Origin of the sequence: Micromonospora sp. WMMA1996, from assembly GCF_002573675.1 — a bacterium.
GTDB lineage: Bacteria > Actinomycetota > Actinomycetes > Mycobacteriales > Micromonosporaceae > Micromonospora > Micromonospora sediminicola.
Window position 1 is genome coordinate 462,201 of record NZ_PDHU01000001.1, and the last position, 24,906, is coordinate 487,106.

17 protein-coding genes are annotated in these 24,906 nt (G+C 74.9%); 7 read left to right on the forward strand and 10 right to left on the reverse strand.

Going from position 1 to position 24,906, the window contains the following annotated elements:
• Window positions 1–194 precede the first annotated feature (194 nt).
• Window positions 195–1,232, reverse strand: a complete 1,038-nt coding sequence (locus COO58_RS02230; RefSeq protein ID WP_091581788.1) for a hypothetical protein — start codon at window positions 1,230–1,232, stop codon at window positions 195–197.
• Between the two features lie 39 nt (window positions 1,233–1,271).
• On the opposite strand from COO58_RS02230, the gene COO58_RS02235 reads away from it, so the two are divergent.
• On the forward strand, window positions 1,272–1,850 hold the full coding sequence (locus COO58_RS02235; protein ID WP_098743641.1) for an NUDIX hydrolase: 579 nt from the start codon (window positions 1,272–1,274) through the stop codon (window positions 1,848–1,850).
• Between the two features lie 30 nt (window positions 1,851–1,880).
• Here the strand turns inward: COO58_RS02235 and COO58_RS02240 are convergent, their stop codons facing one another.
• Entirely contained in the window at window positions 1,881–2,972 is a 1,092-nt protein-coding gene (locus COO58_RS02240) for a mannose-1-phosphate guanylyltransferase (RefSeq protein ID WP_098746051.1), read from the reverse strand.
• A 63-nt stretch (window positions 2,973–3,035) separates the two neighbouring features.
• Complete coding sequence (locus tag COO58_RS02245) at window positions 3,036–4,181, reverse strand: glycosyltransferase family 1 protein (protein WP_091581794.1); 1,146 nt, start codon at window positions 4,179–4,181, stop codon at window positions 3,036–3,038.
• 150 nt (window positions 4,182–4,331) lie between these two features.
• On the opposite strand from COO58_RS02245, the gene COO58_RS02250 reads away from it, so the two are divergent.
• The gene (locus COO58_RS02250) at window positions 4,332–5,021 is read left to right on the forward strand and encodes a TIGR03089 family protein (protein WP_098743643.1); all 690 of its coding nucleotides are present in this window, start codon (window positions 4,332–4,334) and stop codon (window positions 5,019–5,021) included.
• A gap of 125 nt (window positions 5,022–5,146) precedes the next feature.
• Here the strand turns inward: COO58_RS02250 and COO58_RS02255 are convergent, their stop codons facing one another.
• A complete protein-coding gene (locus COO58_RS02255) occupies window positions 5,147–7,135 on the reverse strand; it encodes an acetoacetate--CoA ligase (RefSeq protein ID WP_098743644.1) in 1,989 nt (662 codons plus the stop codon).
• 317 nt (window positions 7,136–7,452) lie between these two features.
• Window positions 7,453–7,968 (reverse strand): acyl-CoA thioesterase, encoded by a 516-nt coding sequence (locus COO58_RS02260; RefSeq protein WP_091581803.1) that lies wholly within the window; start codon window positions 7,966–7,968, stop codon window positions 7,453–7,455.
• Between the two features lie 23 nt (window positions 7,969–7,991).
• Between COO58_RS02260 and COO58_RS02265 the strand changes: the two genes are divergently transcribed.
• The gene (locus COO58_RS02265) at window positions 7,992–8,642 is read left to right on the forward strand and encodes a hypothetical protein (RefSeq protein ID WP_098743646.1); all 651 of its coding nucleotides are present in this window, start codon (window positions 7,992–7,994) and stop codon (window positions 8,640–8,642) included.
• A gap of 57 nt (window positions 8,643–8,699) precedes the next feature.
• Here the strand turns inward: COO58_RS02265 and COO58_RS02270 are convergent, their stop codons facing one another.
• Entirely contained in the window at window positions 8,700–9,863 is a 1,164-nt protein-coding gene (locus COO58_RS02270) for an acyl-CoA dehydrogenase family protein (RefSeq protein ID WP_091581810.1), read from the reverse strand.
• A 246-nt stretch (window positions 9,864–10,109) separates the two neighbouring features.
• On the opposite strand from COO58_RS02270, the gene COO58_RS02275 reads away from it, so the two are divergent.
• The gene (locus COO58_RS02275) at window positions 10,110–11,537 is read left to right on the forward strand and encodes a UDP-glucose/GDP-mannose dehydrogenase family protein (RefSeq protein ID WP_091581814.1); all 1,428 of its coding nucleotides are present in this window, start codon (window positions 10,110–10,112) and stop codon (window positions 11,535–11,537) included.
• Window positions 11,538–11,699: 162 nt separating this feature from the next.
• Window positions 11,700–16,613, forward strand: a complete 4,914-nt coding sequence (locus COO58_RS02280) for an SCO7613 C-terminal domain-containing membrane protein (protein WP_098743648.1) — start codon at window positions 11,700–11,702, stop codon at window positions 16,611–16,613.
• Window positions 16,614–16,689: 76 nt separating this feature from the next.
• On the opposite strand, the gene purE is transcribed toward COO58_RS02280, so the two are convergent.
• Entirely contained in the window at window positions 16,690–17,181 is a 492-nt protein-coding gene (gene purE / locus COO58_RS02285; RefSeq protein WP_091581823.1) for a 5-(carboxyamino)imidazole ribonucleotide mutase, read from the reverse strand.
• Window positions 17,178–18,338 carry a 5-(carboxyamino)imidazole ribonucleotide synthase gene (locus tag COO58_RS02290; protein WP_091581827.1) on the reverse strand — a complete coding sequence of 387 codons (1,161 nt, stop codon included), beginning with the start codon at window positions 18,336–18,338 and terminating at the stop codon, window positions 17,178–17,180. Before COO58_RS02290 ends, purE begins: the two co-directional genes overlap by 4 nt.
• A 112-nt stretch (window positions 18,339–18,450) precedes the next feature.
• On the opposite strand from COO58_RS02290, the gene COO58_RS02295 reads away from it, so the two are divergent.
• Entirely contained in the window at window positions 18,451–19,101 is a 651-nt protein-coding gene (locus COO58_RS02295) for a pyridoxal 5'-phosphate synthase (RefSeq protein ID WP_098743649.1), read from the forward strand.
• A 4-nt stretch (window positions 19,102–19,105) separates the two neighbouring features.
• On the opposite strand, the gene COO58_RS02300 is transcribed toward COO58_RS02295, so the two are convergent.
• Window positions 19,106–21,142 carry a thioredoxin domain-containing protein gene (locus COO58_RS02300; protein ID WP_098746053.1) on the reverse strand — a complete coding sequence of 679 codons (2,037 nt, stop codon included), beginning with the start codon at window positions 21,140–21,142 and terminating at the stop codon, window positions 19,106–19,108.
• A 143-nt stretch (window positions 21,143–21,285) separates the two neighbouring features.
• On the opposite strand from COO58_RS02300, the gene COO58_RS02305 reads away from it, so the two are divergent.
• Entirely contained in the window at window positions 21,286–22,311 is a 1,026-nt protein-coding gene (locus COO58_RS02305) for a phosphatidylinositol-specific phospholipase C domain-containing protein (protein WP_098743651.1), read from the forward strand.
• A gap of 43 nt (window positions 22,312–22,354) precedes the next feature.
• Here COO58_RS02305 and COO58_RS02310 read toward each other — a convergent pair whose 3' ends face one another.
• Window positions 22,355–24,844 (reverse strand): bifunctional diguanylate cyclase/phosphodiesterase, encoded by a 2,490-nt coding sequence (locus tag COO58_RS02310; protein WP_176558847.1) that lies wholly within the window; start codon window positions 24,842–24,844, stop codon window positions 22,355–22,357.
• Between the last annotated feature and the right edge of the window lie 62 nt (window positions 24,845–24,906).

Below are 24,906 nucleotides of genomic sequence, written 5' to 3' on the forward strand. Positions count from 1 at the left end.
ACCCGTCGGTACTAATCTCCATCTTTAAGCGTGACGTGAAAAACCTCGACGCGTGACGGGCCGGTTCGGCAGACTCGTCCTTGCCCGCCGACGCCGGGGCGCAGTGTCGACCCGGTCGCCGGCCGACGGGCGTGGCCGGACGGCACCACGAGGGTCTGCGGATCTGCTCCGCAGGGGTGCCGTCCGGCCCTCGCTCATCCGATCCAGAGCGCCACCCGGTGGTCCTCGTCGGTGACGAAGTACCAGCGTCCCGCCACCTCGGCCAAGCCCTCCACGTGGTGGAACGGCGCCAGCTCCGCCACCGGCTCGGCGGCCACCCGGGCGTCGGCACCGGCCGCGTGGCGGAACCGCACGTGCCGGGACGTCACGTCGCCGCCATGCGGGTGGTCGTCCAACAGCACCGAGCCCTTGCCCAGCGCGTCGATCGACCCGATCACCGCCGCGTAGCCGCCGTCGTCGGTCGGCGTGATCGCGCGGAAGCCGGCCAACGCCCCGGCCGGCGTCACCCCGGTGAGCGCGTACGCGCCGAGCGCCCGCGGCCAGCGCGCCGCGTCGTCGAACATCTCCGCCACCCCGGCCAGCTCGACGTAGATCGGCTCACCGTCGGCGGTCACCGGGAAGCGCAGCCCGAGCAGCACGGTCCCGTCCGGCGTGAACGCCGCCGCCTCGACGTTGAGCGGGAGGTCGTCCTCGGTCAGCCGGGTCACCCAGCTCTTGGCCCGGGCGGTCCCCCGGGCCACCGTCTCCACGATGAACCGCTGCCGGACCCGCTCGCCCGGTGGCAGCGGGACCAGCGGGGCGGCGGCGAGCGCGTCGTTGACCGCCCGGTGCAGCCGGAAGCGGTTGCGCACCACGTGCACGGCAAGCGTTCCGGTCGCCGCGTCGTCCTCCCGGAAGCGGGCCACGAAGGCACGCCGGGGGCGCAGCGGCCCGCCCTTCGAGCCGAAGTGCGAGCCGAAGACGTAGACCCAGCCGTCGTGGTGGGCGAGCGCCTCGCCGTCCTCGGTGCGGCCGTTCTCCGGGCCCGCGTCGGCGGGCACGTGGTGCGCCACCCACTCGCCGTCGTCGCGTTCCAGCAGCAGGGCCAGGCAGTGCTCCACCGGCCCCTCGTCCAGCACGGTCCAGAAGCCGCGCCGCGCTCCGTGCGCCCGCAGCAACGCGGGCGAGCGCACCGGCAGCAAGTCGCTGGCCTCGTTGCCGGCCACCAGGAACTCGACGAGTCGCAGGGTCACCGGGCCAGGGTACGGAGGCGGCGCTCGTAGAGTGTCCGGGTGCCCGACACCGACCTCACCGCGTACGCCGAGCTGCACGCCGACGCCGTCGCGGCGTTGCGCCGCTGGACGGCGACCAGCCCGGCCGCCGCCGCCAACCGGGACCGGACCCTGGCGCTGCTGGCCGCCGGGCCGGTCGCGATGACGCGGACGCACCGGCCGGGACACGTCACCGCCAGCGCGCTGGTCCTCGACCCGACCGGCGAGCGGGTGCTGCTCTGCCTGCACGGCAAGTTCCACAAGTGGGTGCAGCTCGGTGGACACTGCGAGCCCGGCGACCGGACCCTGGTCAGCGCGGCGCTGCGCGAGGCCACCGAGGAGTCCGGCATCGCCGGCCTGACCGTCGGCCCGGAGCCGATCGACGTGGACGTCCACGCGGTCGCGTGCCAGGGCGGGTCGCTGCACTACGACGTCCGGTTCGCGGTGTTCGCGCCGGCGGGTGCGACCGAACGGGTCAGCGCCGAGTCCGACGCGCTGGGCTGGTTCCCGCCGGACCGGCTGCCCACGCCGCTGGCCGGCGGGACCCGCCAGCTGGTGGCGCCGGCGCTGGCCGCGCTGGCCCGTCGCGCCGCCGGGTGACCCACGCCGGCGGCCGACGGACCCGCCGGATCAGACCAGGCTCTCCTCGCCGCGCTCCTTGAGCTGGTCGACGACCTTCTTCACGTCCTGCGCCCGGTCGCGGGGGCAGACCAGCAGCGCGTCCGGGGTGTCCACCACGATCAGGTCGTGCACCCCGACGGTGGCGACGAAACGGCCGGAGTGCGGCACCACCACGGTCCCGGTGGTGTCGTGCAGCAGCACACCCGGCTTGGCGTCGCCGCCGAGCACCACGTTGCCGTCGGCGTCACCGGGCAGCACCTCGCCCAGGGTGTGGAAGTCGCCGACGTCGTTCCACCCGAAGTCACCCGGTACGGTCGCCACCCGGCCGGCGGTCGCCGCGCCCTCCATCACCGCGTAGTCGACCGAGATCTTCGGCAGCGTCGGCCAGACCGTGCCGAGCACGTCGTCCTGCTCCGGGGTGCCCCAGGCCGCCGCGATGGCGGTGATCCCGGCGTGCAGCGCCGGCTGCTGGCGGGCCAGCTCGGCCAGGAAGACGTCCACCCGCCAGACGAACATGCTGGCGTTCCAGAGGTGCCGGCCGGACCGGACGTAGCCCTCGGCCACCTCGGCGGCCGGCTTCTCCTTGAACTCGCGCACCGGACGCAGCGGCCCGTCGCCCAGCGGGTCGCCGGTCTCCAGGTAGCCGTAGCCGGTCTCCGGCCGGGTCGGGGTGATGCCCACCGTCATCAGCAACCCCTGCTCGGCCCCGCCGATCGCCTGCCGCACCACCTCGGCCAGGCGGGCCGGGTCGCCGATCAGGTGGTCGGCGGCGAACGAGCCCATCACCGCGTCCGGCGCCCGCTCGGCGATCACCGCCGCGGCCAGCGCGATGGCCGCGCAGGAGTCCCGCGGGGAGGGCTCGACCAGGATGTTCTCCTCCGGCACACCGGCCAGTTGCCGGGCCACCGCCGCGGCGTGCGCGGCCCCGGTGACCACCAGCGTCCGCTCGGGTGTGGTCAACGGCGACAACCGGTCGACCGTGGCCTGCAACAGTGAGGCGGAGGTGCCGGTCAGCGGGTGGAGGAACTTGGGATGGCCGGCGCGGGACAGCGGCCACAACCTTGTGCCGCTGCCGCCCGCCGGGATGACGGCGTAGAACATCAGCACATCATGCCCGAAGCGGGCGAGCGCCAGGGTCGGTCGTCGACGACCCGCAGCGGACGCTCAGGAACGCGCCCGGCGCCAGGCGGCGATGTGCACCTCCGCGCTGGACTCCCAGGTGAACTCCTTGGCCCGGTCGAACCCGGCCTTGGCCAGGGAGAGCCGTCGCTGCTCGTCGTCGAGCAGGGCGCCCAGGTCGGTGGCGATCTGGTCCGGGTCCTCGCTGGTGTAGGCCACCGCGTCGCCGCCCACCTCGGGCAGGGAGAGCCGCGGAGTGGTGAGCACCGGGGCCGCGCACGCCATCGCCTCCAGGATCGGCAGCCCGAAACCCTCGCCGTAGGACGGGTAGGCGGCGACCAGCGCGCCGCCGAGGAAGCCGGGCAGGTCGGCGTAGCGCAGGTAGCCGGGGCGCAGCAGCCGCAGGTGCGACGGCACCTCGGCCACCGCGCGGTCGATGTCGTCGTCGTGCCCCTGGCCGCCGGCCACCACCAGCACGGGCGGGTTGGGTCGGTCGGCCACCGCCCGGGCCCAGCCCCGGATCAGGTTGGGCACGTTCTTGCGCGGCTCCTTGGCGCCGAGGAACGCGATGTAGCTGCTCTCGCCCAGCCCGAGCCGGGCCCGCACCCGGGCCTTCTCCTCGTCGCCCGGCGCGTGGAAGGCGGCCTGGTCGACGCCGTGGTAGGCCACGTCGATCCGGGTCGGGTCGGCGTCCAGCAGGCGGATCAGCTCGTCCCGGGTGGCCTTGCTCGGCACGATCACCCGGTTGGCCCGGCGCAGCGACGTCTTGATCGCGCTGCGGAAGAACGTCCGGCGCGACTTGTCGTAGTGCTCCGGCTCGGTGAAGAACGTCGCGTCGTGCACGGTGACCGTCACCGGACAGCCGGCCCGCAGCGGGCAGGTGTAGAACGGCGAGTGCAGGACCTCCGCGTTGACCTGCTGGGCCAACAGCGGCAGGCCGGTCTGCTCCCAGGCGAGCCGGGCCGGGCGGTGCGCCACGGCGGCCGGGGCGGGGATCACCTCGGCGCCGGGCAGCATCCGGGTGTAGCGCTCCAGGTCGGTGCGCAGGCTCACCACGGCCAGGTCGACGCCGGAACCGCAGACCCGGCCGAGCGCGCCGAGCAGGCCGTCGACGTACCTACCGACGCCGCCTCGGTCGGCGGGGACACTCGTGGCGTCGATGAGTACGCGGGGCGGGCGACCGGCGGTCACGGGGCGACTCCTCAGGTGGCGCGGTTGTGGGGAAGAACACTGTCGGCAAGCCTACGCCGGGCCGGGTGCCCGACGCTGACTGCGACCCGACGGTACGCCGACTTGTCGTTGTCATCGAGTACGCGCCGGGGGCGCGTATCGTTCGCGCCGATGGCCGACAACATTGCCCGGGTCTTCGCCGACGCGATCGCGCCCGACCCCGCCCGACCGTTGCTCACCTGGTATGACGACGCCACCGGCGAGCGCACCGAACTCTCCGGCGCGACGCTGGCGAACTGGGTGGCCAAGACGGCCAACCTGCTCGTCGACGAGGCCGGGGCCGCGCCCGGTGACCCGGTCGGCGTGTTGCTGCCGCCGCACTGGCAGACCGCCGCGGTGCTGCTCGGCTGCTGGTCGGCGAAGACGACGGTGGTCGACCGGCCGACCCCGGTGGACGTGCTGTTCACCGCCGTCGACCGGGTCGACGAGGCGGCCCGGTGGCCGGCCGGCGAGCGGTACGCCCTGGCGCTGGACCCGTTCGCGCTGCCGATGCGGCAGGTGCCGCCGGGCTGCGCCGACTTCGTCGGCGCGGTACGCGGACACGGCGACCACTTCACGCCGTACCCCTCGGGCGGCGAGGCGGACGCGGCGCTGCTGGCCCGCGCCCAGGCGCGCGCCGCGGAGCTGGGCCTGCGCGCCGGTGACCGCCTCCTGGTCGACGTGACCCGTCACCCCGACCCGGTCGACTGGCTGCTGGCCCCGCTGACCGCCGGCGCCTCCGTGGTCCCCTGCGCCCACCCCGACCCCACGCGCCAAGCCCACCGCGCCACAACGGAAAAAACCACCCACACTCTCCCCTGACCCCCCCACCACCCCCCCACCCCCACCCCACCCCCGCGATCTTGCACTTGCGGCCCCGGGTTCGGAGCATTCACCCCTTTCGTCGGGGCGGAAAGTGCAAGATCAGCGGGACGGGGGGCCGGGGGTCAGGCTGGGGTGGGGTGGTCGGAGCTGGCGCGGCGTTGGGCCAGGGTGGCGAAGGCCGTCAGGGACTCGGGGTTGGCCAGGGCGCCCTTGGCCGCGGCCGAGTCGACCGGGGTGCCGGTCAGGATCTTCTTGACCGGGACCTCCAGCTTCTTCGCGCTCAACGTTCTCGGCACGGCCCGGACCTGGTGGATCTCGTCCGGCACGTGCCGGGGTGACAGCGCGGTCCGCAGCTCCCGGCAGATCGTCTTCCGCATCGCGTCGTCGAGTTCGAGGCCGTCGGCCAGCACCACGAACAGCAGCAGCTCACCGGCGCCGCCCTCGTCGTCCTCCAGGTGCACCACCACCGAGTCGACCACCTCGTCGAGCCCCTCCACCACGGAGTAGAACTCCGCCGTGCCCAGGCGCACCCCGCCCCGGTTCAGCGTGGCGTCGGAGCGGCCGGTGATCACACAGCCGCCGCGCTCGTTCACCGTGATCCAGTCGCCGTGCCGCCAGACGCCGGGATACACCTCGAAGTACGCCTCCCGGTAGCGGGCGCCGTCCGGGTCGTTCCAGAACCCGACCGGCATGCTCGGCATCGGCTCGGTGATCACCAGCTCGCCGAGCTGGCCGATCACCGCCGAGCCGTCGGCCGCGCGGGCCTCCACCTTCGCGCCGAGCGCCCGGCAGGCGATCTCCCCCGCGTGCACCGGCAGCAGCGGCACCCCGCCCACGAAACCGGTGCAGACGTCGGTGCCGCCGGAGAGCGACTGGAGCTGGAGGCGGTCGCCCACGTTCTCGTACACCCAGGTGAAGCCCTCGGCCGGCAGCGGCGCGCCGGTCGAGCCGAGGCCGCGCAGCGCGGACAGGTCGGCGATCTCCCGCGGCACCAGCCCGGCCTTGCGGCAGGCCAGCAGGAACGGGGCCGAGGTGCCGAAGTAGGTGGTGCCGGTCTCCGCCGCCAGCCGCCACAGCGCGCCGAGGTCGGGGTGGCCCGGGTTGCCGTCGAAGAGCACGATCGCCGCGCCCACCGCCGGCCCGGAGACCAGGAAGTTCCACATCATCCAGCCGGTGGTGGTGAACCAGAGGAACCGGTCGGACGGACCCAGGTCGTGGTGCAGCGCCAGCATCTTCAGGTGTTCGAGCAGGATGCCGCCGTGGCCGTGCACGATCGGCTTGGGCAGGCCGGTGGTGCCGGAGGAGTAGAGCACGTACAGCGGGTGGTCGAAGGCGACCGGGGTGAAGGTCAGCGGCTCGTCGGTCTCCGCCGCCAGCTCCGCCCAGGCCAGGGCGCCCGCCGGGGTCTCGCCGGCCGGATCGAGGTACGGGACGGCGACGGTGTGCCGCAGCGACGGCAGCGCGGCCCGGATCGCGGCCACCTCGGCGCGCCGGTCGACCGGCTTGTCGCCGTAGCGGTAGCCGTCCACCGCGACCAGCACCGTGGGCTCGATCTGCTGCCACCGGTCGGTGACGCTGCGGGTGCCGAACTCGGGCGCGCAGGAGGAGAAGATCGCCCCCAGGCTGGCAGTGGCGAGCAGCAGGACGTAGGTCTCCGGGATGTTCGGCGCGTACGCGGCCACCCGGTCGCCCGGGCCGACGCCGAGCCGGCGCAGACCGGCCGCCACCCGGCGGACCCGCTCGCGCAGCTCGGCCGCGGTGAGCGTCTCCGGGGCGCGGGTCTGCCCGTGCGCGATCACCGCCGGGGCGTCGTCGTCGAGGCCCGGCATGCGCAGCACGTTCTCGGCGTAGTTGAGCGTGGCGCCGGGGAACCAGCGGGCGCCGGGCATGGCCCGCCCGGCGAGCGTGGCGGTCGGCGGGGTGTGCGCGACCACCTGGAAGTAGTCCCAGACCGAGCCCCAGAACCCGTCCAGGTCGGTCACCGACCACTGCCACAGCGCGTCGTAGTCGGCGAACTCCAGCCCGCGGTGCTCGGCCAGCCAGCGCAGGTAGTCACCGATCCGGGACCGTTCGCGTACGTCGGCCGGCGGCGTCCACAGCACGTCAGACACGTTCCACCCTCCCTGAGGCCCGTCACGACACTGTGCATGGGCCGTGGCGCCATCTTGCCCTACCTCGTGCCGCCATTCTCCGCACCGGGTGGCGGTTCCGGGGCGTGCCCACCCCACACCCCGAACCCCCCACCCATGTGGGCCGCACGCAAGGAAGGGCCCCTTATTAACGCCTCGTGCATGGAAAGGGGCCCCGCTTAACACCCGACGCCTCGCGGGAGAACGGCAGGCGGTGGCGGGCAGCGCCGGTATGCCCGGGTGTTAAGAGGGGCCCCCTCCTCTGCCGGAGGCGTTAACAAGGGGCCCTTCCTTGCACCTCAGCCGGCGCGGTGGGCCTGGATGGCGCGGCGGCGGGCCAGGCGGTGGGCGCGCCGGATCTCCGCCTCCCGGAAGCGGCGTTCGTCGTCGGCCGTCTCGGGCAGCACCGGTCGGACCGGACGCGGCGCGCCGCCCACATCGACCCCCACGAAGACCAGGTACGCGGTGGCGACGCGCACCGGCTCGTCCTCGGCCGAGTCCCAGCGCTCGGCGACCACCCGCACCCCGACCTCCATCGAGGTGTTGCCGGTCCAGTTGACCTGTGCGTGCGCGTGCACCAGGTCGCCCACCCTGACCGGCTCGGAGAAGACGATCTCGTCGATGGAGGCGGTGACCGCGGTGCCGCCGCTGTGCCGGGCCGCCGCCGCGCCGGCCACGTCGTCGACGAACTTCATCAGTACCCCACCGTGCACGCTGCCGTACAGATTGACATCGACAGCGGTCATGATGCGACTGAGTGTGACGCGGGAGTACGAGGTCGGCTTACCCGCCGGCACCGCGGGATGATCTGTCATGCCGGAAACGGTACGGTGCGCGGATGCGACATCTCTGGAGCTTCCTCGCCGGGTTGGTGGTGGCGCCCGTCACCTGGGTGCTCGTCACCCTCGGTCAGGACGGATCTGGGCGGACCGTCAACCGCTGGGTGGAGATCGGTACGTACAGCACACCGAACCTGATCGAGCCGGCCGTCTACCTGGGCGTCGCCGGCGTCCTGCTCGGCCTGCTCGGCACGCTGCGTTTCTCGCCGCTCGGCCCGCTCGTGGCGGGCCTGCTGCTCGCCGCCCCGTACGTCGGGTTGTTCGTCGCGCCCTTCTCCGTGCGGGACCGGGTGCCCGACGACCTGAAGGTGCTCGGCGACCCGCTGCCGCTGCGCCAGCCGCTGGAGAACGGCACGCTGTTCCTCATCGGCCTGCTGCTGCTGATGGCCATGTTCAGCGCCCAGCGGTGGCGGCGACCCGTGGCGGCCGAGGCGGAGCTGACCCCGGCCGTCACACCGGTCGAGCACCGGCCCACGCTGACCGACTGGCCGCCGGCCGGCGCGCCGAAGGACCCGGACACGGCCCCGCTCACGCTGGCCTACCCGGAAACCCCCACCGATCCCCTGCCCCGCCGCACCGGCGGCGAGTCGCCGTGGTCCGCGCCGCCGCGCGGCGCCGCCCGGCCGGAGGGCACCAGCGAGAGCCGTTGACCAGTGCGGGCGGGCCGGGTCACCCCGGCCCGCCCGCCCGAACGTCGACGCCGGCGCTCAGCCCTTGAGCAGCTGCCGGGCCATGACGATGCGCTGCACCTGGTTGGTGCCCTCGTAGATCTGCGTGATCTTGGCGTCCCGCATCATCCGCTCGACCGGGTAGTCGCGGGTGTAGCCGTAGCCGCCGAGCAGCTGGACCGCGTCGGTGGTGATCTCCATGGCGGCGTCCGAGGCGAAGCACTTGGCGGCCGCGCCGAAGTAGGTCAGGTCCGCGTCGCCGCGCTCCGACTTGCCGGCCGCCGCGTACGTGAGCTGCCGGGCCGCCTCCAGCTTCATGCCCATGTCGGCGAGCATGAACTGGATGCCCTGGAACTCGGCGACCGCCTTGCCGAACTGCTTGCGCTCCTGGACGTAGCCCTTGGCGTAGTCCAGCGCACCCTGGGCGATGCCGATCGCCTGGGCGGCGATGGTGACCCGGGTGTGGTCCAGCGTCTGCATGGCGGTGGCGAAGCCGGTGCCCTCCGCGCCGATCATCCGGTCGGCCGGGATCCGGACGTTGTCGAAGTAGACCTCGCGGGTCGGCGAGCCCTTGATGCCGAGCTTCTTCTCCGGCGCGCCGAAGCTGACCCCCGGGTCGGACTTCTCCACCACGAAGGCCGAGATGCCCCGGGACCGAGCTGTGGGATCGGTCACAGCGAAGACGGTGTAGTACTCGGAGACGCCCGCGTTGGTGATCCACCGCTTCACGCCGTTGAGCACCCAGTGGTCGCCGTCGCGGACCGCCTTGGTGGTCATCGACGCGGCGTCGCTGCCGGCCTCCGGCTCGGAGAGGCAGTAGGAGAACATCGCGTCGCCCGAGGCGACCGGCGTGAGGTACTTCCGCTTCAGCTCCTCGGAGCCGGCCAGCAGCAGCGGCATGGTGCCCAGCTTGTTGACCGCCGGGATCAGCGAGGACGAGGCGCAGGCCCGGGCCACTTCCTCGATCACGATGGCCGTGGCCAGCGCGTCCGCGCCGGCGCCGCCGTACTCGACCGGGACGTGCGGGGCGTGGAAGTCGGCGGCGCGCAGGGCGTCGTAGGACGCCTTGGGAAACTCACCTGTCTCATCCGCCTCGGCGGCGTGCGGAGCCACCTTCGCCGCACAGACCTCACGGACCGCCTCCCGGATCGCCTCGTGCTCCTCCGGCAACCGGTAGACGTCGAACGACTGCTCTGCGGCCATGTCGGCCCTCCCCTTTCACCGCTATCATGCGCAGTCTGTGCCGCCCGGAAGCTGCCGACTGCCGCAGACTGAAGGATAGCCACCGGCTACGGCCGAACCTTACCGGCGGGTAGGCTCGCGCCCGAGCGTCGTCCACCCGACCCACTACCCTCACACCAGACATCAGTCCCCTCGGTGCCCGGCCTAGGCGCCCCCAGCAGAATGCGACGCGAGGAAGCGCCGCCAGTGCGAGCGGAGAAGACAGGCGTGACGATCCCGTACCCGAACTCCCAGCCGACGCCCGCCATCGCCGCGGTGACCCCGCCGTCCGGCGCGGCCCGGCCCCGGGTCACCTTCCTCGGCACCGGCTACCTCGGCGCGACGTACGCCATCTGTTACGCCGAGCTGGGCTACGAGGTGCTCGGCTTCGACGTCGACGCGGACAAGATCGCGAAGCTGAACGCGGGCGAGGTGCCGATCCACGAACCCGGCCTCGACGAGCTGCTGCGGCGCAACCTGGCCGCCGGCCGGCTGCGGTTCAGCACCGACATCCAGGAGACTGCCGACTTCGGCGACGTGCACTTCATCTGCGTCGGCACCCCGCAGCGGGCCGACGGCATGGGCGCCGACCTGTCGTACGTCGAGGCGTCGGTGACCGGCCTCGCCCAGCACCTGACCCGCAAGGCGCTGATCGTCGGCAAGTCCACCGTGCCGGTGGGCACCGCCGAGTGGGTGGAGCAGCTGGTCGGCAAGCACAGCCCGACCGACCTCGGGGTCGAGGTGGCGTGGAGCCCCGAGTTCCTCCAGGAGGGCTTCGCCGTCGACGACGTGCTGCGCCCCAACCGGATCGTGGTCGGCGTCAAGAGCGAGTGGGCCAACGGCATGCTCTTCGCCGCCCACAAGGGCGTCTTCGACCTGGCCGCCACCGAGGACCGCGAGGTGCCCCTGGTGGTCACCGACTTCGCCACCGCCGAGCTGGTCAAGGTCGCCGCGAACGCGTTCCTGGCCACCAAGATCTCGTTCATCAACGCGATGGCCGAGGTCTGCGAGGCGGCCGGCGGCGACGTCACCCAGCTCGCCCGCTCCATCGGCTACGACCCGCGGATCGGCAACCGGTTCCTCCAGGCCGGGCTCGGCTTCGGCGGCGCCTGCCTGCCCAAGGACATCCGGGCCTTCCAGGCCCGTGCCCAGGAGCTGGGGGCCGGCGAGGCGCTGCGCTTCCTGCACGAGGTCGACCTGATCAACCTGCGCCGCCGTACCCGGGTGGTGCAGCTCGCCGCCGAGCTGCTCGGCCGCCGCTCCGGCCCGGCCGGTCCGGACCTGTCCGGCACCCGGATCGCGGTGCTCGGCGCCACCTTCAAGCCCAACACCGACGACGTACGCGACGCCCCCGCCCTCGCGGTGGCCGCGCTGCTCGGCAAGGCCGGCGCCGACGTGCACGTCTTCGACCCGCAGGGGATCGAGAACGCGCGCCGCGCCGTGCCGGAGCTGACCTACGAGGAGAACATGACCGACGCCGTCCGCGGCGCCGACCTGGTCTGCGTGCTCACCGAGTGGGCCGAGTTCCGCAACGCCGACCCGGTCGCGCTGGGCGAGCTGGCCAACGGCCGCCGGGTGGTCGACGGGCGCAACTGCCTGGACTCGACACTGTGGACGCAGGCCGGGTGGGAGTACCGCGGCATGGGTCGCCCCTGACCCGTCGACGTCGGGCCGGCCGGCCGGGGATCGCATCCCCGACCGGCCGGTCCTTTTTTGTTGTCCGGAACGCGCCGGCAACTGTCGAAATCCCGGCCCGCTCAGGGCATGCTGCCTCTGGGAGGTCCACAGTGCGGGGGCGCGGGCGAACGGGAGACTGACGTGGAGAGCTTCAGGTGCGCCTCGTGCGGGCGGGAGATCAAGCCCGCCGTCGTCTGCCCCCACTGCGGCGCGGAACAGCCCCAGTGGACCGAGCACCTGGCCGACATCGAGCGGTCGATCGCCGAGATGAAGGCACGAGACGCCGAGATCGCCCGCGAGCAGCGGCAGATCGCAGCCAAGATGCAGGCCGCCCTCTTCCAGCGCGACATCCTGGCGCACGCCGGGGAGGAGCGGATCAAGCAGGCCACCCGTCCCCGCCGGGTGCTCCGCCGGCGGCCCGGACGCCGCCCACCCACGGCCGCCACCGGCGCGCCGCCCCGGGTGCCCCGGCAGGGCACCCCGCCGCCCGGGCCGGACGACCTTCCCCCGCCGCCGCCCCGCGGCCGCCCCCAGTGGCTCGACGCGGACGACCCGGAGCATCCTCCGGAGGCGTCGTCCCGCGAGGTGCAGAACATTCCGCTCGGGCTGGGCGCGCTGCTGCTCGGCGTCGCGGCGGTGGTCTTCGCCGCGGTCGCCACCAGCTCGATGGACGCGTTGGCGCGGCTCGGCGTACTGCTGGTCGCGACCGTGCTGATGCTGCTCGCCCCGCCGGTGCTGGCCCGGCGCGGGCTCACCTCGACCGCCGAGACCATCGCGGCGGTCGGGTTGCTGCTGGTGCCGCTGGCCGGGTACGCGCTCTGGGCCGTGGACCGGATCGGCGGCGGCACCTCGGGCGCCGCGTTCGCCGGGTCGATCTTCCTGGTCACCACCGTCGTCGCCTTCGGCTACGCGTACGGCACGGGCCTGCGTGCGCCCCGGTTCGCCACCGTGCTGGCCGCCCAGCCGGTGCTGCCGCTGCTGGCGTACGAGCGGATCACCGGCCCGGCGGGGTGGGCGTTGGTGCTCACCGTGGTGGCCGTGCTGGACCTGGCGCTGGCCCGCTCGGTGGTGGTACGCGAACGGCCGGTCCGGCAGGACCTGCCCCCCACCGTGCCGCCGGCGCCCGCCGCACCCCGGCAGCGCGCCGACGAGGACCGGCCGGAGTCGGCGCCGGAGGAGGCCGGTGAGGTGCTCGGCGGCGAGTCGCCCACCGGGCCGGCCGCCGCCGCGCCGGCCCGTCCGGTGCCGTGGCTGCGGGAGCTGACCTGGCTGCTGCACGGGGCCGCGGTCGCGGTCGCCCTGGCGTACGCGGTCACCGCCCTGCTCCGCGCCGCCACCGTGCCGACCGCCGCCGGCGCCGGCGCGGTGCTGCTGCTCGCCGCGCTGGTCGCGCTGGCCGGGACGCTGGTGCTGCGCCGGCCGCCGTTGCCCGACGTGGGCGCCGGCATCCTCACCCTCGCGGTCATCGGCGCGCTCGGCCGGGTCGCGTCGGTGGCCCTGCCCGGGCGTTCGCTGCTGCTGATCGCCGCGGTCATCGCGCTCACCGGGTTCGCCGTCCGGGCCGTACCGGAGGCGGCCCGTCGGGGTCCGCAGCTGGCGTCCGCGGTGGCGCTCACGGTCAGCGGCCTGGTGGTCGCCGGCGGCGCGCTGCGCGCCGGGCTGGCCCCGGTCCGGGCGGCGCTGCCCGCCTGGTCGGCCGACCTCGGCGGGTGGCACGCCGAGCTGGCCCGCGCGGTCGGACCGACGGGCTGGCAGCTCGCCGCCGCCGCGCTGCTGCTCACCGTCGCCGCCGTGGTCGCGCTGCCGCCGGAGATCCGCCGGGAGTTCGCGGTGGTCGGCGCGGCGCTCACCGCGCTGGCGGTGCCGGCCTCGCTCGGCCTGGGCTGGGCCGCGGCCTGCTGGCCGATGCTGCTCACCGCCGTCGCGATCGGGGTGCTCGGGCTCACCGCCGGCACCGAGCGCGCCGCCGTGGCGCACGCGGTGACCGCCGCCGGGCTCGGCCTGGTCGGGGCCGGGGCCGCGCTCGCCCGCCCCGCGCTCACCGCCGCCGCGCTGACGCTCCTCTTCCTGGCCGGGGCGCTGGTGTCGCTCGCGCCGCGGGTGCGCCTGGCCGCCGCCGCGACGGACCGGGTCTGCGCCTGGGCGGCCGGCGGCGCGGCGTTCGCGCTGCCCGGCGCGGTGGCCGCGTTCGTCGCCGCCACCGTGCCGACCCCGCCGGCGCCCACCCCGGCGAACCTCCGCGAGATCACCGTTCCGATCCTCGCCGCGAGCTTCCTCGCGGTCTGCGTGACGCTCGGCTACGCCGCCCTGGTCCAGGTGGCGCAGCGGCAGCTGAGCATGCCGCACGCGCTCGGCACCGTGCTCGGCGCGGTCGCCGTCGCCGCCGCCGGGTTCGGCGCGCCCGGCGCCACCTCGGCGGACGCCTGGGTGGGTGGTCTGCTGCTGATCTCGGCCGCGCTGCTGGCGCTGGCCCCGCGGATCGACGCCGGCCGCCGCGCCGACATGTCGCTGGACGGCTCGGACCTGGCCCTGGCCGCGATCACGGTGGCGCTGGTGGCCACGCTGGCCCGGATCGCCGCGGTCCTCGCGCCGGGCGGTCAGCTCGTGGTGGCCGCCGCGCTGGTGCTGCTGGTGGCGGTCGCCGCCCGGGCGCTGCCGGAGGAGTGGCGGCGCGGTCCGATCCTCGGCATCGCCGCCGGGGGCACGCTGATCGGCCTGATCGCCGCCTGGAGCGCGCTGCGCGGCGGGCTCGGTGTGCTGGCCACCCCCGGCCCGATCTGGGCCGGTGACCTGAGCGGCTGGCCGGCGGCGCCGACCGGCGGGTCCACCTGGCAGGCGCCGGTCGCGCTGGCGCTGCTCGCGGTCACCGCCGCCATCCTCCTGCCACCGCCCTGGAAGTACGACGTGTCGGGCGCGGCCGCGGTGCTCGCCACGGTGGGCGCGCCGGCCGCGTTCGACCTGCCCTGGTGGTCGCCGGTGCTGGTGGGCGCCATGGTGGCCACCGTCTTCGGGATGGCCGCCGCGGCCGCGGCGGATCCGCGGGCCGCGCTGTCCCGGGCCACCGTGGCCGGCGTGGTGGCGTTGCACGCGGCCGGCGCCGGGCTGGTCCGCCCCTGGACCACCGCGCTGGCGCTGGGCAGCATCGCGTTGATCGGGGTGACGGTGGCCGCGCTGGCTCGCACGCTCGCGCCGATGCTGGTGGAGGACATCCGCGCCGAGGGTATGCCGCCGCATCTGGTGCAGGTGGGCGGTGCGGGCGCCGGGGCGGCGCTGCTGGCCCTTCCCGGCGCGGTGGCCGCCCTGTCCGCCGAGTTCGGCCGCCCGCCGCAGGTGGTCCTCACCTCCGCCCTGGCCGCCGCCAGCATCGGCCTGGCCGTGGTCGCGGCGGTACGCCGGCAGGTGCCGCAGTACCTTCCGTACGCCAGCGTCGCCGTGGTCGGCGCGGCCACCGTGACCGCGGCGGCCGCTCTGCTCGTGCGCCTGCCCGCCGGTGTGTTCGCCGCCGCCGCGGCGCTGCTCGGCGTGCTCGCCGAACTGGTCCGGGCGGCCACCGTCCCGCCGGTCGGCTCGGCCCGCCCGGTGCGCCGCTGGTCCGTGCTGTTCGACGGGGCGCTGCGCCGGGACCCGGGCGACCGCACGGAGCTGCGCTGGCGGGTCAGCCCGGCGGCCGGGGCGCTCGCCGCGGCGGCGCTGCCCACCGCGCTGGCCCTGGCCACGCTGGCGCCGTCGCTGGTGGTGGCGTTGTTCTCGCCGTTCGCGGCGCTGGGCCGGGTGTGGCAGGGGCCGCCGCCGGAGTTGCTCACCCCGCCGCCGGACGCCGTGGACCCCACCCATGTGCTCACCGCGCTGCTGCTCACCGCCACGGCGGCGCTGGCCGCGACCGGGTTCAGCGGCGGTCGCCGGTCCCGGGCGGTGCCGGTGGTCCTGCCCGGCGCCGCCCTCACCCTGCTGATCACGCCGGTGGCGCTGGGCCGGGGCTGGCCGGTGACCACGCTGGCCGCGCTGGCCGTCTTCACCATCTCCATGCTCGGGCTGGCGCTGACCCCACCGCCGCCGTTGGTGGAGCCGGCCAGGTCGATTCGGGTCGCCCGGGTGCTGGTCTTCGCGATCGGGCTCGCCGCCGGGGGCGCGGGGCTCTGCGGCAGCCTCGCCACCCGCGACCTGACCCTGTTCACGCTGGGCGGCGCCGTCGGCGTGGGCATCGTGGCCGCGCTGTTCGGCACCACCCAGCGGGCCCGCATCCTCGGCTGGTTGTTCGGCTCGCTGATGGCCCAGCTCTTCGCGCTCACGCTCGGGCTGGTGGTGGGGCTCGCCGCGGTCTGGTCCGCCTTCGGGGTGCTCGCGGTCGGCGCCGCGTTGCAGGTCTTCGCCGCCACGCTGCCCCGGTTGCGCCGGCCGGAGGCGTACCGGGAGGCGGCCACCGTCGAGTGGAGCGGTTACGGGGCGGCCCTCATCGCGCTGGCGCTGGCGTACGACTCGCCCCGGCACATCGCCGCGCTGCTGGCCGCGTGGGGCGCGGTGCTCGGGGTGGCGGCCAGCCGTCCGGGCCGCCGTCCGATGGAGCGCAACCTGCTGTTCTGGGCGGTGGTGGCCTGCGAGATCAGCGCCTGGTGGATCCTGATGCGGGTGGCCGACGTGGCGCTCCCGGAGGCGTACACGCTGCCGTTCGCGGCACTCGCGTTGCTGGTCGGGGTGCTGCAACTGCGTCACCGGCCCGACCTGTCGAGCTGGGTGGCGTACGGACCGGCCCTGGTGACCGCGTTCCTGCCGACGCTGGCGATCGTGATCGCGACCGACTCCAGCATGCTGCGTCAGGTGCTGCTGCTGCTCGGCGCCGTGGCGGTGCTGATCTTCGGTTCGACGAGCCGACAGCAGGCGCCGGTGATCGTGGGCGCGACGGTCACCGCGATCGCCGCGGTGCACGCGTTGTTCAGCCTCGGCCCGTGGCTGGTGCTGATCCCGGTCGGCATCGTCCTGCTGGTGCTGGGCGCGAGCAACGAGCGTCGCCGGCGGGCCCAGGAGCGCCTGCAGACAGCGCTGCGCGGCATGCGCTGACCTCGCCGCCTGTGCGCCGCGACGAACGGTCGCCGACGGCGACACCCGCAGTGTTACGCAGAGTGACAGCGCCGCATCAGGCCAGCGAGGCGCGCAGCGCGGCTTCCTTCTCGGCGACCAGGTCCTCCAGGCTCGCCTGGTAGGCGGCCATCCGGTCCCGCAACGCCGGGTCGGAGGCGCCCAGGATCCGGACGGCGAGCAGGCCGGCGTTGCGGGCGTTGCCGATCGACACCGTGGCGACCGGCACGCCGGCCGGCATCTGCACGATGGACAGCAGCGAGTCCATCCCGTCCAGGTGCTTGAGCGGCACCGGCACCCCGATCACCGGCAGCGGGGTGACCGAGGCGACCATGCCGGGCAGGTGCGCCGCCCCACCCGCGCCCGCGATGATCACGCGGACGCCGCGACCGGCGGCGGACCGGCCGTACTCGATCATCTTGAGCGGGGTGCGGTGCGCCGAGACCACGCCCACCTCGTGCGGCACGCCGAACTCGTCCAGCGCCTCGGCGGCGGCCCGCATGGTCGGCCAGTCCGAGTCGCTGCCCATGATCAGCCCGACGGTGCTCATTGGGTCCCTTCCTGGAGCCAGCGGGCGGCCCGCGCGGCCCGGGCCCGTACGTCGGCCAGGTCGGTGCCGAGCACCGTGACGTGACCGATCTTGCGGCCCGGACGGACCTGCTTGCCGTAGAGGTGGACCTTGGCGCCGGGCTCGGCGGCGAACAGGTGGTGCAGCCGCTCGTCGATCGACATCCCGCCCGGCTCCCCGCCGAGCACGTTCGCCATCACCACGACCGGCGCGGCGAGCGAGGTGTCCCCCATCGGATAGTCGAGCACCGCCCGCAGGTGCTGCTCGAACTGCGAGGTCCGGGCACCCTCGATGGTCCAGTGCCCCGAGTTGTGCGGGCGCATGGCCAGCTCGTTGACGACCAGACCGGTGGGCGTGTCGAACAGCTCCACCGCGAGCAGCCCGACCACGCCGAGCGCGGTGGCCAGGTCGATGGCGAGCTGCTGCGCCGCGACCGCCCGCTCCTCCGGCAGGTCGGGCGCGGGCGCCAGCACCTCGACGCAGATGCCGTCGCGCTGCACCGTCTCCACCACCGGGTACGCGGCCACCTGGCCGAAGGGCGACCGGGCGACCTGCACGGCCAACTCCCGCCGCAGCGCCACCCGCTCCTCGACCAGCAGCGGGGTGCCGCCGGCGAGCAGTGTCGCGGCCAGCTCGGCGGCCCGGTCGGCGTCGTCCACCATCCAGACGCCGCGCCCGTCGTAGCCGCCCCGGGCGGCCTTGAGCACCACCGGCCACCCGGTCTCCCGGCCGAAGGTCACCAGGTCCGCCGGCGACTCCACCGGCCGCCAGGCCGGGTTGGGCGCGCCCAGCTCGCCGAGGCGCTCCCGCATCACCCGCTTGTCCTGCGCGTGCACCAGCGCCTCGGCCGGCGGGAACAGCTTGACGCCCTCGTCGGTCAGCGCGCGGATGTGGTCGTTGGGCACGTGCTCGTGGTCGAACGTGACCACGTCGCACCCCTTGGCGAACGTGCGCAGGGCGGTCAGGTCGGTGTGGTCGCCGTACTGGACGTCGGCGGCGACCAGCGCCGCGCCGTCGTCGGGAGCGAGCGCCAGCACGCGCAGCGACTGACCGAGGGCGATGGCGGCCTGGTGGGTCATCCGGGCCAACTGGCCGCCACCCACCATGCCCACGACGGGGAGTCCGGTCCGGGAGTCCATAGCGCCGCCAGCCTAACCGGGCCGGCGACACCCCCGGCCGCTGGGCCCGTCCCCGTCCCACGGCCGGGAAACGGGACGGCGACCGGCTCCGGGGCGGGGCACCATGATCCGCATGACGACTCGCCGGATGCTCCGCGCGCTGCCCGTACTGGCCCACGACATGCCGTCCTTCAACCCGTCCGACGTGCCGGCCGAACCCACCGCCCTCTTCGCCGACTGGCTCGCCGCCGCGGTCGACGCCGGGGTCGACGAGCCGCACGCGATGACCGTCTCGACGGTCGACGCCGACGGCGCGCCCGACGCCCGGGTGCTCATCCTCAAGGATCTCGACTCCGCGGGCTGGCACTTCGCCAGCAGCTCGGCCAGCGCGAAGGGACGCCAGCTCGCGCGGAACCCGCGCACCGCGCTCAGCTTCCACTGGCGGGAGCAGGGGCGCCAGGTCCGGGTGCGCGGCACCGCCCGGCCGGCCGACCCGGCCGTGTCCCGGCAGGACTTCCTGGCCCGGCCGGAGGGCTCCCGGATCGCCACCCTGGCCGGCCGGCAGAGCGCCGTCCTCACCGACCGGGCGGAGCTGGACCGGGAACTGGCCGAGGTCCGCGCCCGCCTCGCCGCCGATCCCGACCTGGTCGCCGACACGCACACCGTCTACGTGGTGGCCCCGGAGACGGTCGAGTTCTGGCAGGCCGACCGGGAGCGCCGGCACGTCCGGCTGCGCTACCGCCGGGGCGCAGCCGGCTGGGCGCGGGAGCAGCTCTGGCCGTGACGGCTCAGCCGAGTTGGGCGACCAGGTCCTCGACCGAGGTCACCGGCCGCTGGCAGACGAACCCCCGGCAGACGTACGCGGTGGGCCGCCCGTCGACCAGCGGACGGTCCGCCAGCAGCGGCACACCCGGCTGGTCCGGGGCGCCGGCCACCACCACCGCGCCGGGCGGGGCGTGCCGGCGGGCGGCGGCCACCAGCGGGTCGCCCTCCGGGTCGTCGGTCACCACCGCGATCTCGTACGGCCCGGAGAGCAGCGCCTCGCCGACCGTGGCGGCGTAGCCGGTGAACCGGGCGTGCCGGTCGACGATCGGCGCGACCGTGGACAGGGTCACCTCGGCCGCCTCCCGGTAGCGGGTCTCCCCGGTCAGCGCCGCGTACGCGACCAGCGCCGCGACGACCGCCGAACGGCCGGACGGGGTGGCGTTGTCGGTCGGGTCGGCGGGCCGGGTGACCAGGCGCTCGGCGTCGTCGGCGGTGTCGTAGAAGCCGCCGTCGGCGGACGCGAACCGGGCCAGTGCCACGTCGAGCAGCTGCCCGGCCAACGTCAGCCAGCGTCCCTCGCCGGTGAGCTGGTGCAGCGCGCAGAACGCCTCCGCGACGCAGCCGTAGTCCTCCAGCACCCCGGCCGGCTCGCCGACGACCTTGTCCCGGGAGACCCGGCGCAGGCGGCCGTCGACCAGGTGCACGGCGGCCAGGTGCTCGGCGGCGTCGCGCATGGCCCCGTCGGCGACGATGACCACACCCTCCATCAGGTTCGCGTCCTCGTCCTCCCGGGACGAGTAGAGCGCGGCGACCTGCTGGAACTCGGCGAGCGCGGTGATCGCCAGCCCGTTCCAGGCGGCCACCACCTTGTCGTCGCGGGCCGGCTGGGGCCGGGTGTCGCGGGCGGCCAGCAGCCGGCCCACCACGTCCTGCCAGCGGGCCCGGACCGCCGGGTCGGCGTCGTCGACGTCGCGGGCCAGGCGCAGGACGCTGGCGCCGTGCTCGAACGTGCCGTCGGCGGTGACCTCGAAGAGGTCGGCGGCGAACCGACCGTCGGACTCCCCCAGCACCTCGACCAGCTGCGCCGGCGTCCAGACGTAGGTGAGTCCCTCGACGCCCTCGGTGTCCGCGTCCAGCGCGGAGGCGAAGCCCTCACCGGGTCGGTGCAGCTCGTCGGCGAGGAAGCGGGCGGTGTCCCGGGCGACCCGGCGGGCCAGCCGGTCGCCGGTCAGCCGCCAGAGCTGGGTGTAGACACGCAGCAGCAGCGCGTTGTCGTAGAGCATCTTCTCGAAGTGCGGCACGGTCCAGTGGCCGTCCACCGAGTAGCGGGCGAAGCCCCCGGCCAGCTGGTCGTTGAGGCCGCCCCGGGCCATGGCCTCGCAGGTGTGCCGGACGATCTCCAGGCTCCGCGCAGACCCGGTACGGCGATGGTGCCGCAGCAGGAAGAGCAGGTTCATGTGCGGCGGGAACTTCGGCGCGCCGCCGAAACCGCCGTTCGTCTCGTCGTACTCCTGGGCGAGCTGGCCGGCGGCGCCGTCGAGCAGCTCGGCGGTGAGCGGGGCGGTCACGCCACCGACGGCCTGGGCGCCGCCGATCGCCTCGACCACGGCGGCGCCCTGCCGCAGCACCGCCTCGCGCTGGTCCCGCCAGGCTGCGGCCACCGAGCCGAGCAGCCGGACGAAGTTGGCCCGGGGGAAGTAGGTGCCGCAGAAGAACGGGGTGCCGTCCGGGGTGGCGAACACCGTCATCGGCCAGCCGCCCTGGCCGGTCATGGCCTGGGTGGCGGTCATGTAGACGGCGTCGACGTCGGGGCGCTCCTCCCGGTCGACCTTGACGCAGACGAAGTCGTCGTTCATGAGCCGGGCCACGGCCTCGTTCTCGAACGACTCGTGGGCCATCACGTGGCACCAGTGGCAGGCCGCGTAGCCGACCGAGATCAGCACCGGCACGTCGCGGCGCTTCGCCTCGGCGAACGCCTCGTCGCACCAGGGCCACCAGTCGACCGGGTTGTCGGCGTGCTGGAGCAGGTAGGGCGAGGTGGCCTCGGCGAGTCGGTTCACCACCCGACCCTATCCGCCGCGCCGGAGGGCCGCCCCCGGACCGGTCGGAGCCACGAGCCGTCCTTCCACTATTCACCTTTGTCTATTTGAATCGGCGCATGGCCGGCGTCGTCCACCGCCGGCGCGTCCGAAGGAGACGGTCCATGCGCAGACTCCCCGCCCTGCTCACCCTCGCCGCCCTCACCGGAGCCCTGCTGGCCCCCGGGACCGCGTCCGCCGAGGTCCCGCCGCAGACCCGGTGGTTCGCCACCACCGGCGTCGGCATCCACAACACGTACGAGCGCGGCACCTACACCTACCTGGCCCAGGCGCTCGACGCCCGGCCCGGGCTGATCGAGCTGGACGTCTGGCCGGACGTGCTGACCCGGCAGTGGCGGGTCAGCCACAGCAACCCGCTGGGCAACGACAACAACTGCGTCGCCGCCACCAGCGCCGCCCAGCTCTACACCGGCACCCGCAACAAGAACCTGGAGCACTGCCTGGACGACATCCGGCTCTGGCTGGGCGCCCACCCCGACGCCGGCCCGCTCATCCTCAAGCTGGAACTCAAGACCGGCTTCAGCGGCCGTACCGGCCAGGGGCCGGCCCAGCTCGACGCGGTGCTCGCCGCGCGGCTCGGCGACCGGGTGTTCCGCCCGGCCGACCTGCTCGGCGGCCACCCCAGCCTGGACGCCGCCGCCCGCGCCGACGCCTGGCCCACCCGCGCGCAGCTCGCCGGCAGGGTGATCGTGGAGCTGATCCCCGGCACCGTCGAGGAGGGCAACCCGACCGACACGCTCTGGACCGACGTCGAGTACGCCCGCCACCTGAACGGCCTGGCGGCGGCCGGCACGCTGGGCAGCGCCCGGGCGTTCCCGGCGGTGCACCGGGCCCAGGCCGGCGACCCCCGGACCCGGTACGCGGACCCGGCCCTGCGCCAGTGGTTCGTGCTCTTCGACGGCGACGCCTCGGCGTACGTCGCCGGCGGCGTCGACACCACCTGGTACGCCGCGAACCACTACCTGCTGGTGATGACCGACGCGCAGAACGTCCCGCCGGCGGTCGGCAGCGGCGACGCCGACGCGGCGGCGGCCCGGGTCGCCCAGCTGGCCCGCGCCCACGCCAGCATCGCCTCGGCCGACTGGGCCACGCTGCCCGCCGTCCTCGACGACGTGCTGCCCCGAGGCTGAGCGCGCCCCCGCGCCGTCGGGCCCGCCCGGCGGCGCGGACCGCTCAGGAGGCGCCGTCGGCGCGCAGCGGGAAGACGTTGCCCCGCGCGGTGTCGCGCAGCGACCCCAGCACCGCCCCGATCTTGTCCGCCGGCATCGGCTTGAAGAAGTGGTAGCCCTGCGCGGCGGTGCATCCCAGTTCGACCAGCGCGGTGCGCTGCTCGGCGGTCTCCACCCCCTCGGCCACCACCCGCAGCCCCAGCTCGTGGGCGAGCCCGACCGTGGTCCGGACGATCGCCGCCGCCTCCGGCGAGTCGGCCATCCGGATGACGAAGGACCGGTCCACCTTCAGCTCGTCCACCGGGATCCGGGTGAGGAACGTCAACGAGGAGAAACCGGTGCCGAAGTCGTCGACCGCGAGCTGCACGCCCATCGCCCGCAGTGTCGCCAGCACCTCGTCGATGATCTCCAGCTCGCTCATCACGACGGTCTCGGTGATCTCCAGGACCAGCCGGTGCGGCGGCACCTGGTGCCGCCGCAGCGCCTCCTCGATCTCGGCGGGCAGCCGCGGGTCGAGCAGGCTGCGGGCGGACAGGTTCACCGAGATCGGGACGTCCAGCCCCTCCCGCGCCCAGCCGGCGGCCACCTCCAGCGCCTTGTCCAACACGTAGCGGGTGAAGCTGCCGAGCTGCTCGCTGTTCTCCACCGGGCGGATGAAGTCGGCCGGGCCGAGCCAGCCCCGGCGCGGGTGCCGCCACCGGATCAACGCCTCCACCCCGGTCGGCCCGCCGGTGGCCAGGTCCACCGCCGGTTGCAGCGCCAGCACCAGCTGGTCGTCGGTGGCCAGCGCCTCCCGCAGCTCCGCGAGCAACGCCAGGTGGTCGGTGCTCGCCGCGTCGCGGGAGCTGTCGTACGCGGCGACGCTGCCGCCACCCTCCTTCGCCTGGTACATGGCGATGTCGGCGCGCCGCAACAGCTCGGTCAGGTCGGCGACGCCGGCGTCGGCCACCACCACGCCGACCGCCACCTCGATCGACATCCGCACCCCGGCCACCTCGGTCGGCGCGGCGAGCCGCTCGGCGACCTCCCGGGCCTGGCGCACCGCGTACGCCAGCGGGGCCGTCCGGTCCTCGACCACCGGGACCGAGGTGAGCAGCAGGGCGAACTCGTCGCCGCCGAGCCGCCCGAGCAGGTCCCCCGGCCGGGTCAGCGCGGCCAGCCGGTTGGCGGTGAGCCGCAGCAGCTGGTCGCCCGCCGAGTGGCCGAGCGTGTCGTTGACCTCCTTGAACTGGTTCACGTCCAGCAGCAGCAGGGCCACCGGGTGGTCGTGCGCCCGCTGCCGCAGCGCCTGGTCGCCGCGGGTGAGCAGCGCGGCCCGGTTGAGCAGGCCGGTGAGCTGGTCGTGCACCGCGTCGTACGACGAGCGGGCGGTGACCAGCCGCAGCTCACGGTGGGTCGCGGCGTCGTGCAGGGCGGCGGCCAGGGCGTCGGAGAAGGCGGCCACGCCGTCCTGTTCCCGGGCGGTGGGCGGGGCGGACCGGGCGAAGCGCACCCGCAGCCGCCCCACCTCGGCGGGGCCGACGGCGAGCCGCCGGACCAGCTCGTGTTCGCCCGAGCCGCGATCCGCCGGGGGCTCCACCTCCCGGTCCCGCACCTGCCCACCGAGGTCGGCCCGGTACCGGCGCCAGCGCCCGTCGCCGCGGGCCACGTCGACCTCGACCAGCTCGGCCCCGAACAGGGTGAGGGCGCCGGTCACGGCGGCGGTCGCCACGCCGCGTTCGTCGAGCTGGTTGAGAGCGGCGGTGGCCTCGGCGAAGGCCCGCCAGGTCCGGCGCTCCTCGTCGGCCCGGAGCCGGTGCCGGTAGGTCTGCTGCAACAACCACAGCGGCGGCGGCAAAAGCAGCAACCAGCGCGGGTCGAGTTCCAGCATCGCGACCACCACCAGGCCCACCGCGACGTTGCCGATGAACATGAGCAGCTTGCCGCGGAGCGCGGCGAGCAGCGGCGGCCCGATCGGGATGCCGTGCCGCAGCGCGAGCGTGGCGGCGCCCAGCCAGGCGGTGGTGAGCAGGTAGGTCACCGCGCCCGCGCTCAGCGCGAGGGCCAGTTCGGGGGTGGGCGCGGCGAGCAGCGGCCGGCCGAGGGCGCTCGCGACCGCCGCGGCCAGCGCCGTGGCGGCGGTGAGCGAGGTGGCGATGCGCACCAGCTCCAGCACCGGTCGGCGGTCCGCGACCACTGACATCGTGGTCCAGGCGGCACCGGCGCCGAGCAGCGCGGCGGCCGGCAGCCAGCCGGCGGGGACCAGCCAGAGGCAGACGAGGAGCGCGGCCTCGCCCCAGGTGATGCTGACCATGCCCGACGGGGCCCGGAACCGGAGCCGGGCGAGCTGGGCCACAGCGAACGCGACGGTGGCGAGGCCGAACCGGGCCGGCCCGGGCAGGGGGTCGTCCACCGGCAGGTGTGCCGGTACGGCGAGGCCGAGCACCGCGGCCAGCAGCGCGGTGACCGCGACCGCGACGGTCAGCAGCACGACGCTCACCGGGGTGCCCCGCAGGCCGAGCCGATCGGGTGGCCGGTCGGCCGGTTCGGAGGTCACGGACCCGCCCCGTCGGCGGG

What these genes read in the sequence shown, in the direction of transcription:
- COO58_RS02265 (WP_098743646.1), top strand. Translation starts at nt 7,992, where the DNA reads ATGCGACATCTCTGGAGCTTCCTCGCCGGGTTGGTGGTGGCGCCCGTC.
- COO58_RS02290 (WP_091581827.1), bottom strand. Translation starts at nt 18,338, where the DNA reads ATGGACTCCCGGACCGGACTCCCCGTCGTGGGCATGGTGGGTGGCGGC.
- COO58_RS02250 (WP_098743643.1), top strand. Translation starts at nt 4,332, where the DNA reads ATGGCCGACAACATTGCCCGGGTCTTCGCCGACGCGATCGCGCCCGAC.
- COO58_RS02240 (WP_098746051.1), bottom strand. Translation starts at nt 2,972, where the DNA reads ATGTTCTACGCCGTCATCCCGGCGGGCGGCAGCGGCACAAGGTTGTGG.
- COO58_RS02270 (WP_091581810.1), bottom strand. Translation starts at nt 9,863, where the DNA reads ATGGCCGCAGAGCAGTCGTTCGACGTCTACCGGTTGCCGGAGGAGCAC.
- COO58_RS02260 (WP_091581803.1), bottom strand. Translation starts at nt 7,968, where the DNA reads ATGACAGATCATCCCGCGGTGCCGGCGGGTAAGCCGACCTCGTACTCC.
- COO58_RS02305 (WP_098743651.1), top strand. Translation starts at nt 21,286, where the DNA reads ATGCGCAGACTCCCCGCCCTGCTCACCCTCGCCGCCCTCACCGGAGCC.
- COO58_RS02295 (WP_098743649.1), top strand. Translation starts at nt 18,451, where the DNA reads ATGACGACTCGCCGGATGCTCCGCGCGCTGCCCGTACTGGCCCACGAC.
- purE (WP_091581823.1), bottom strand. Translation starts at nt 17,181, where the DNA reads ATGAGCACCGTCGGGCTGATCATGGGCAGCGACTCGGACTGGCCGACC.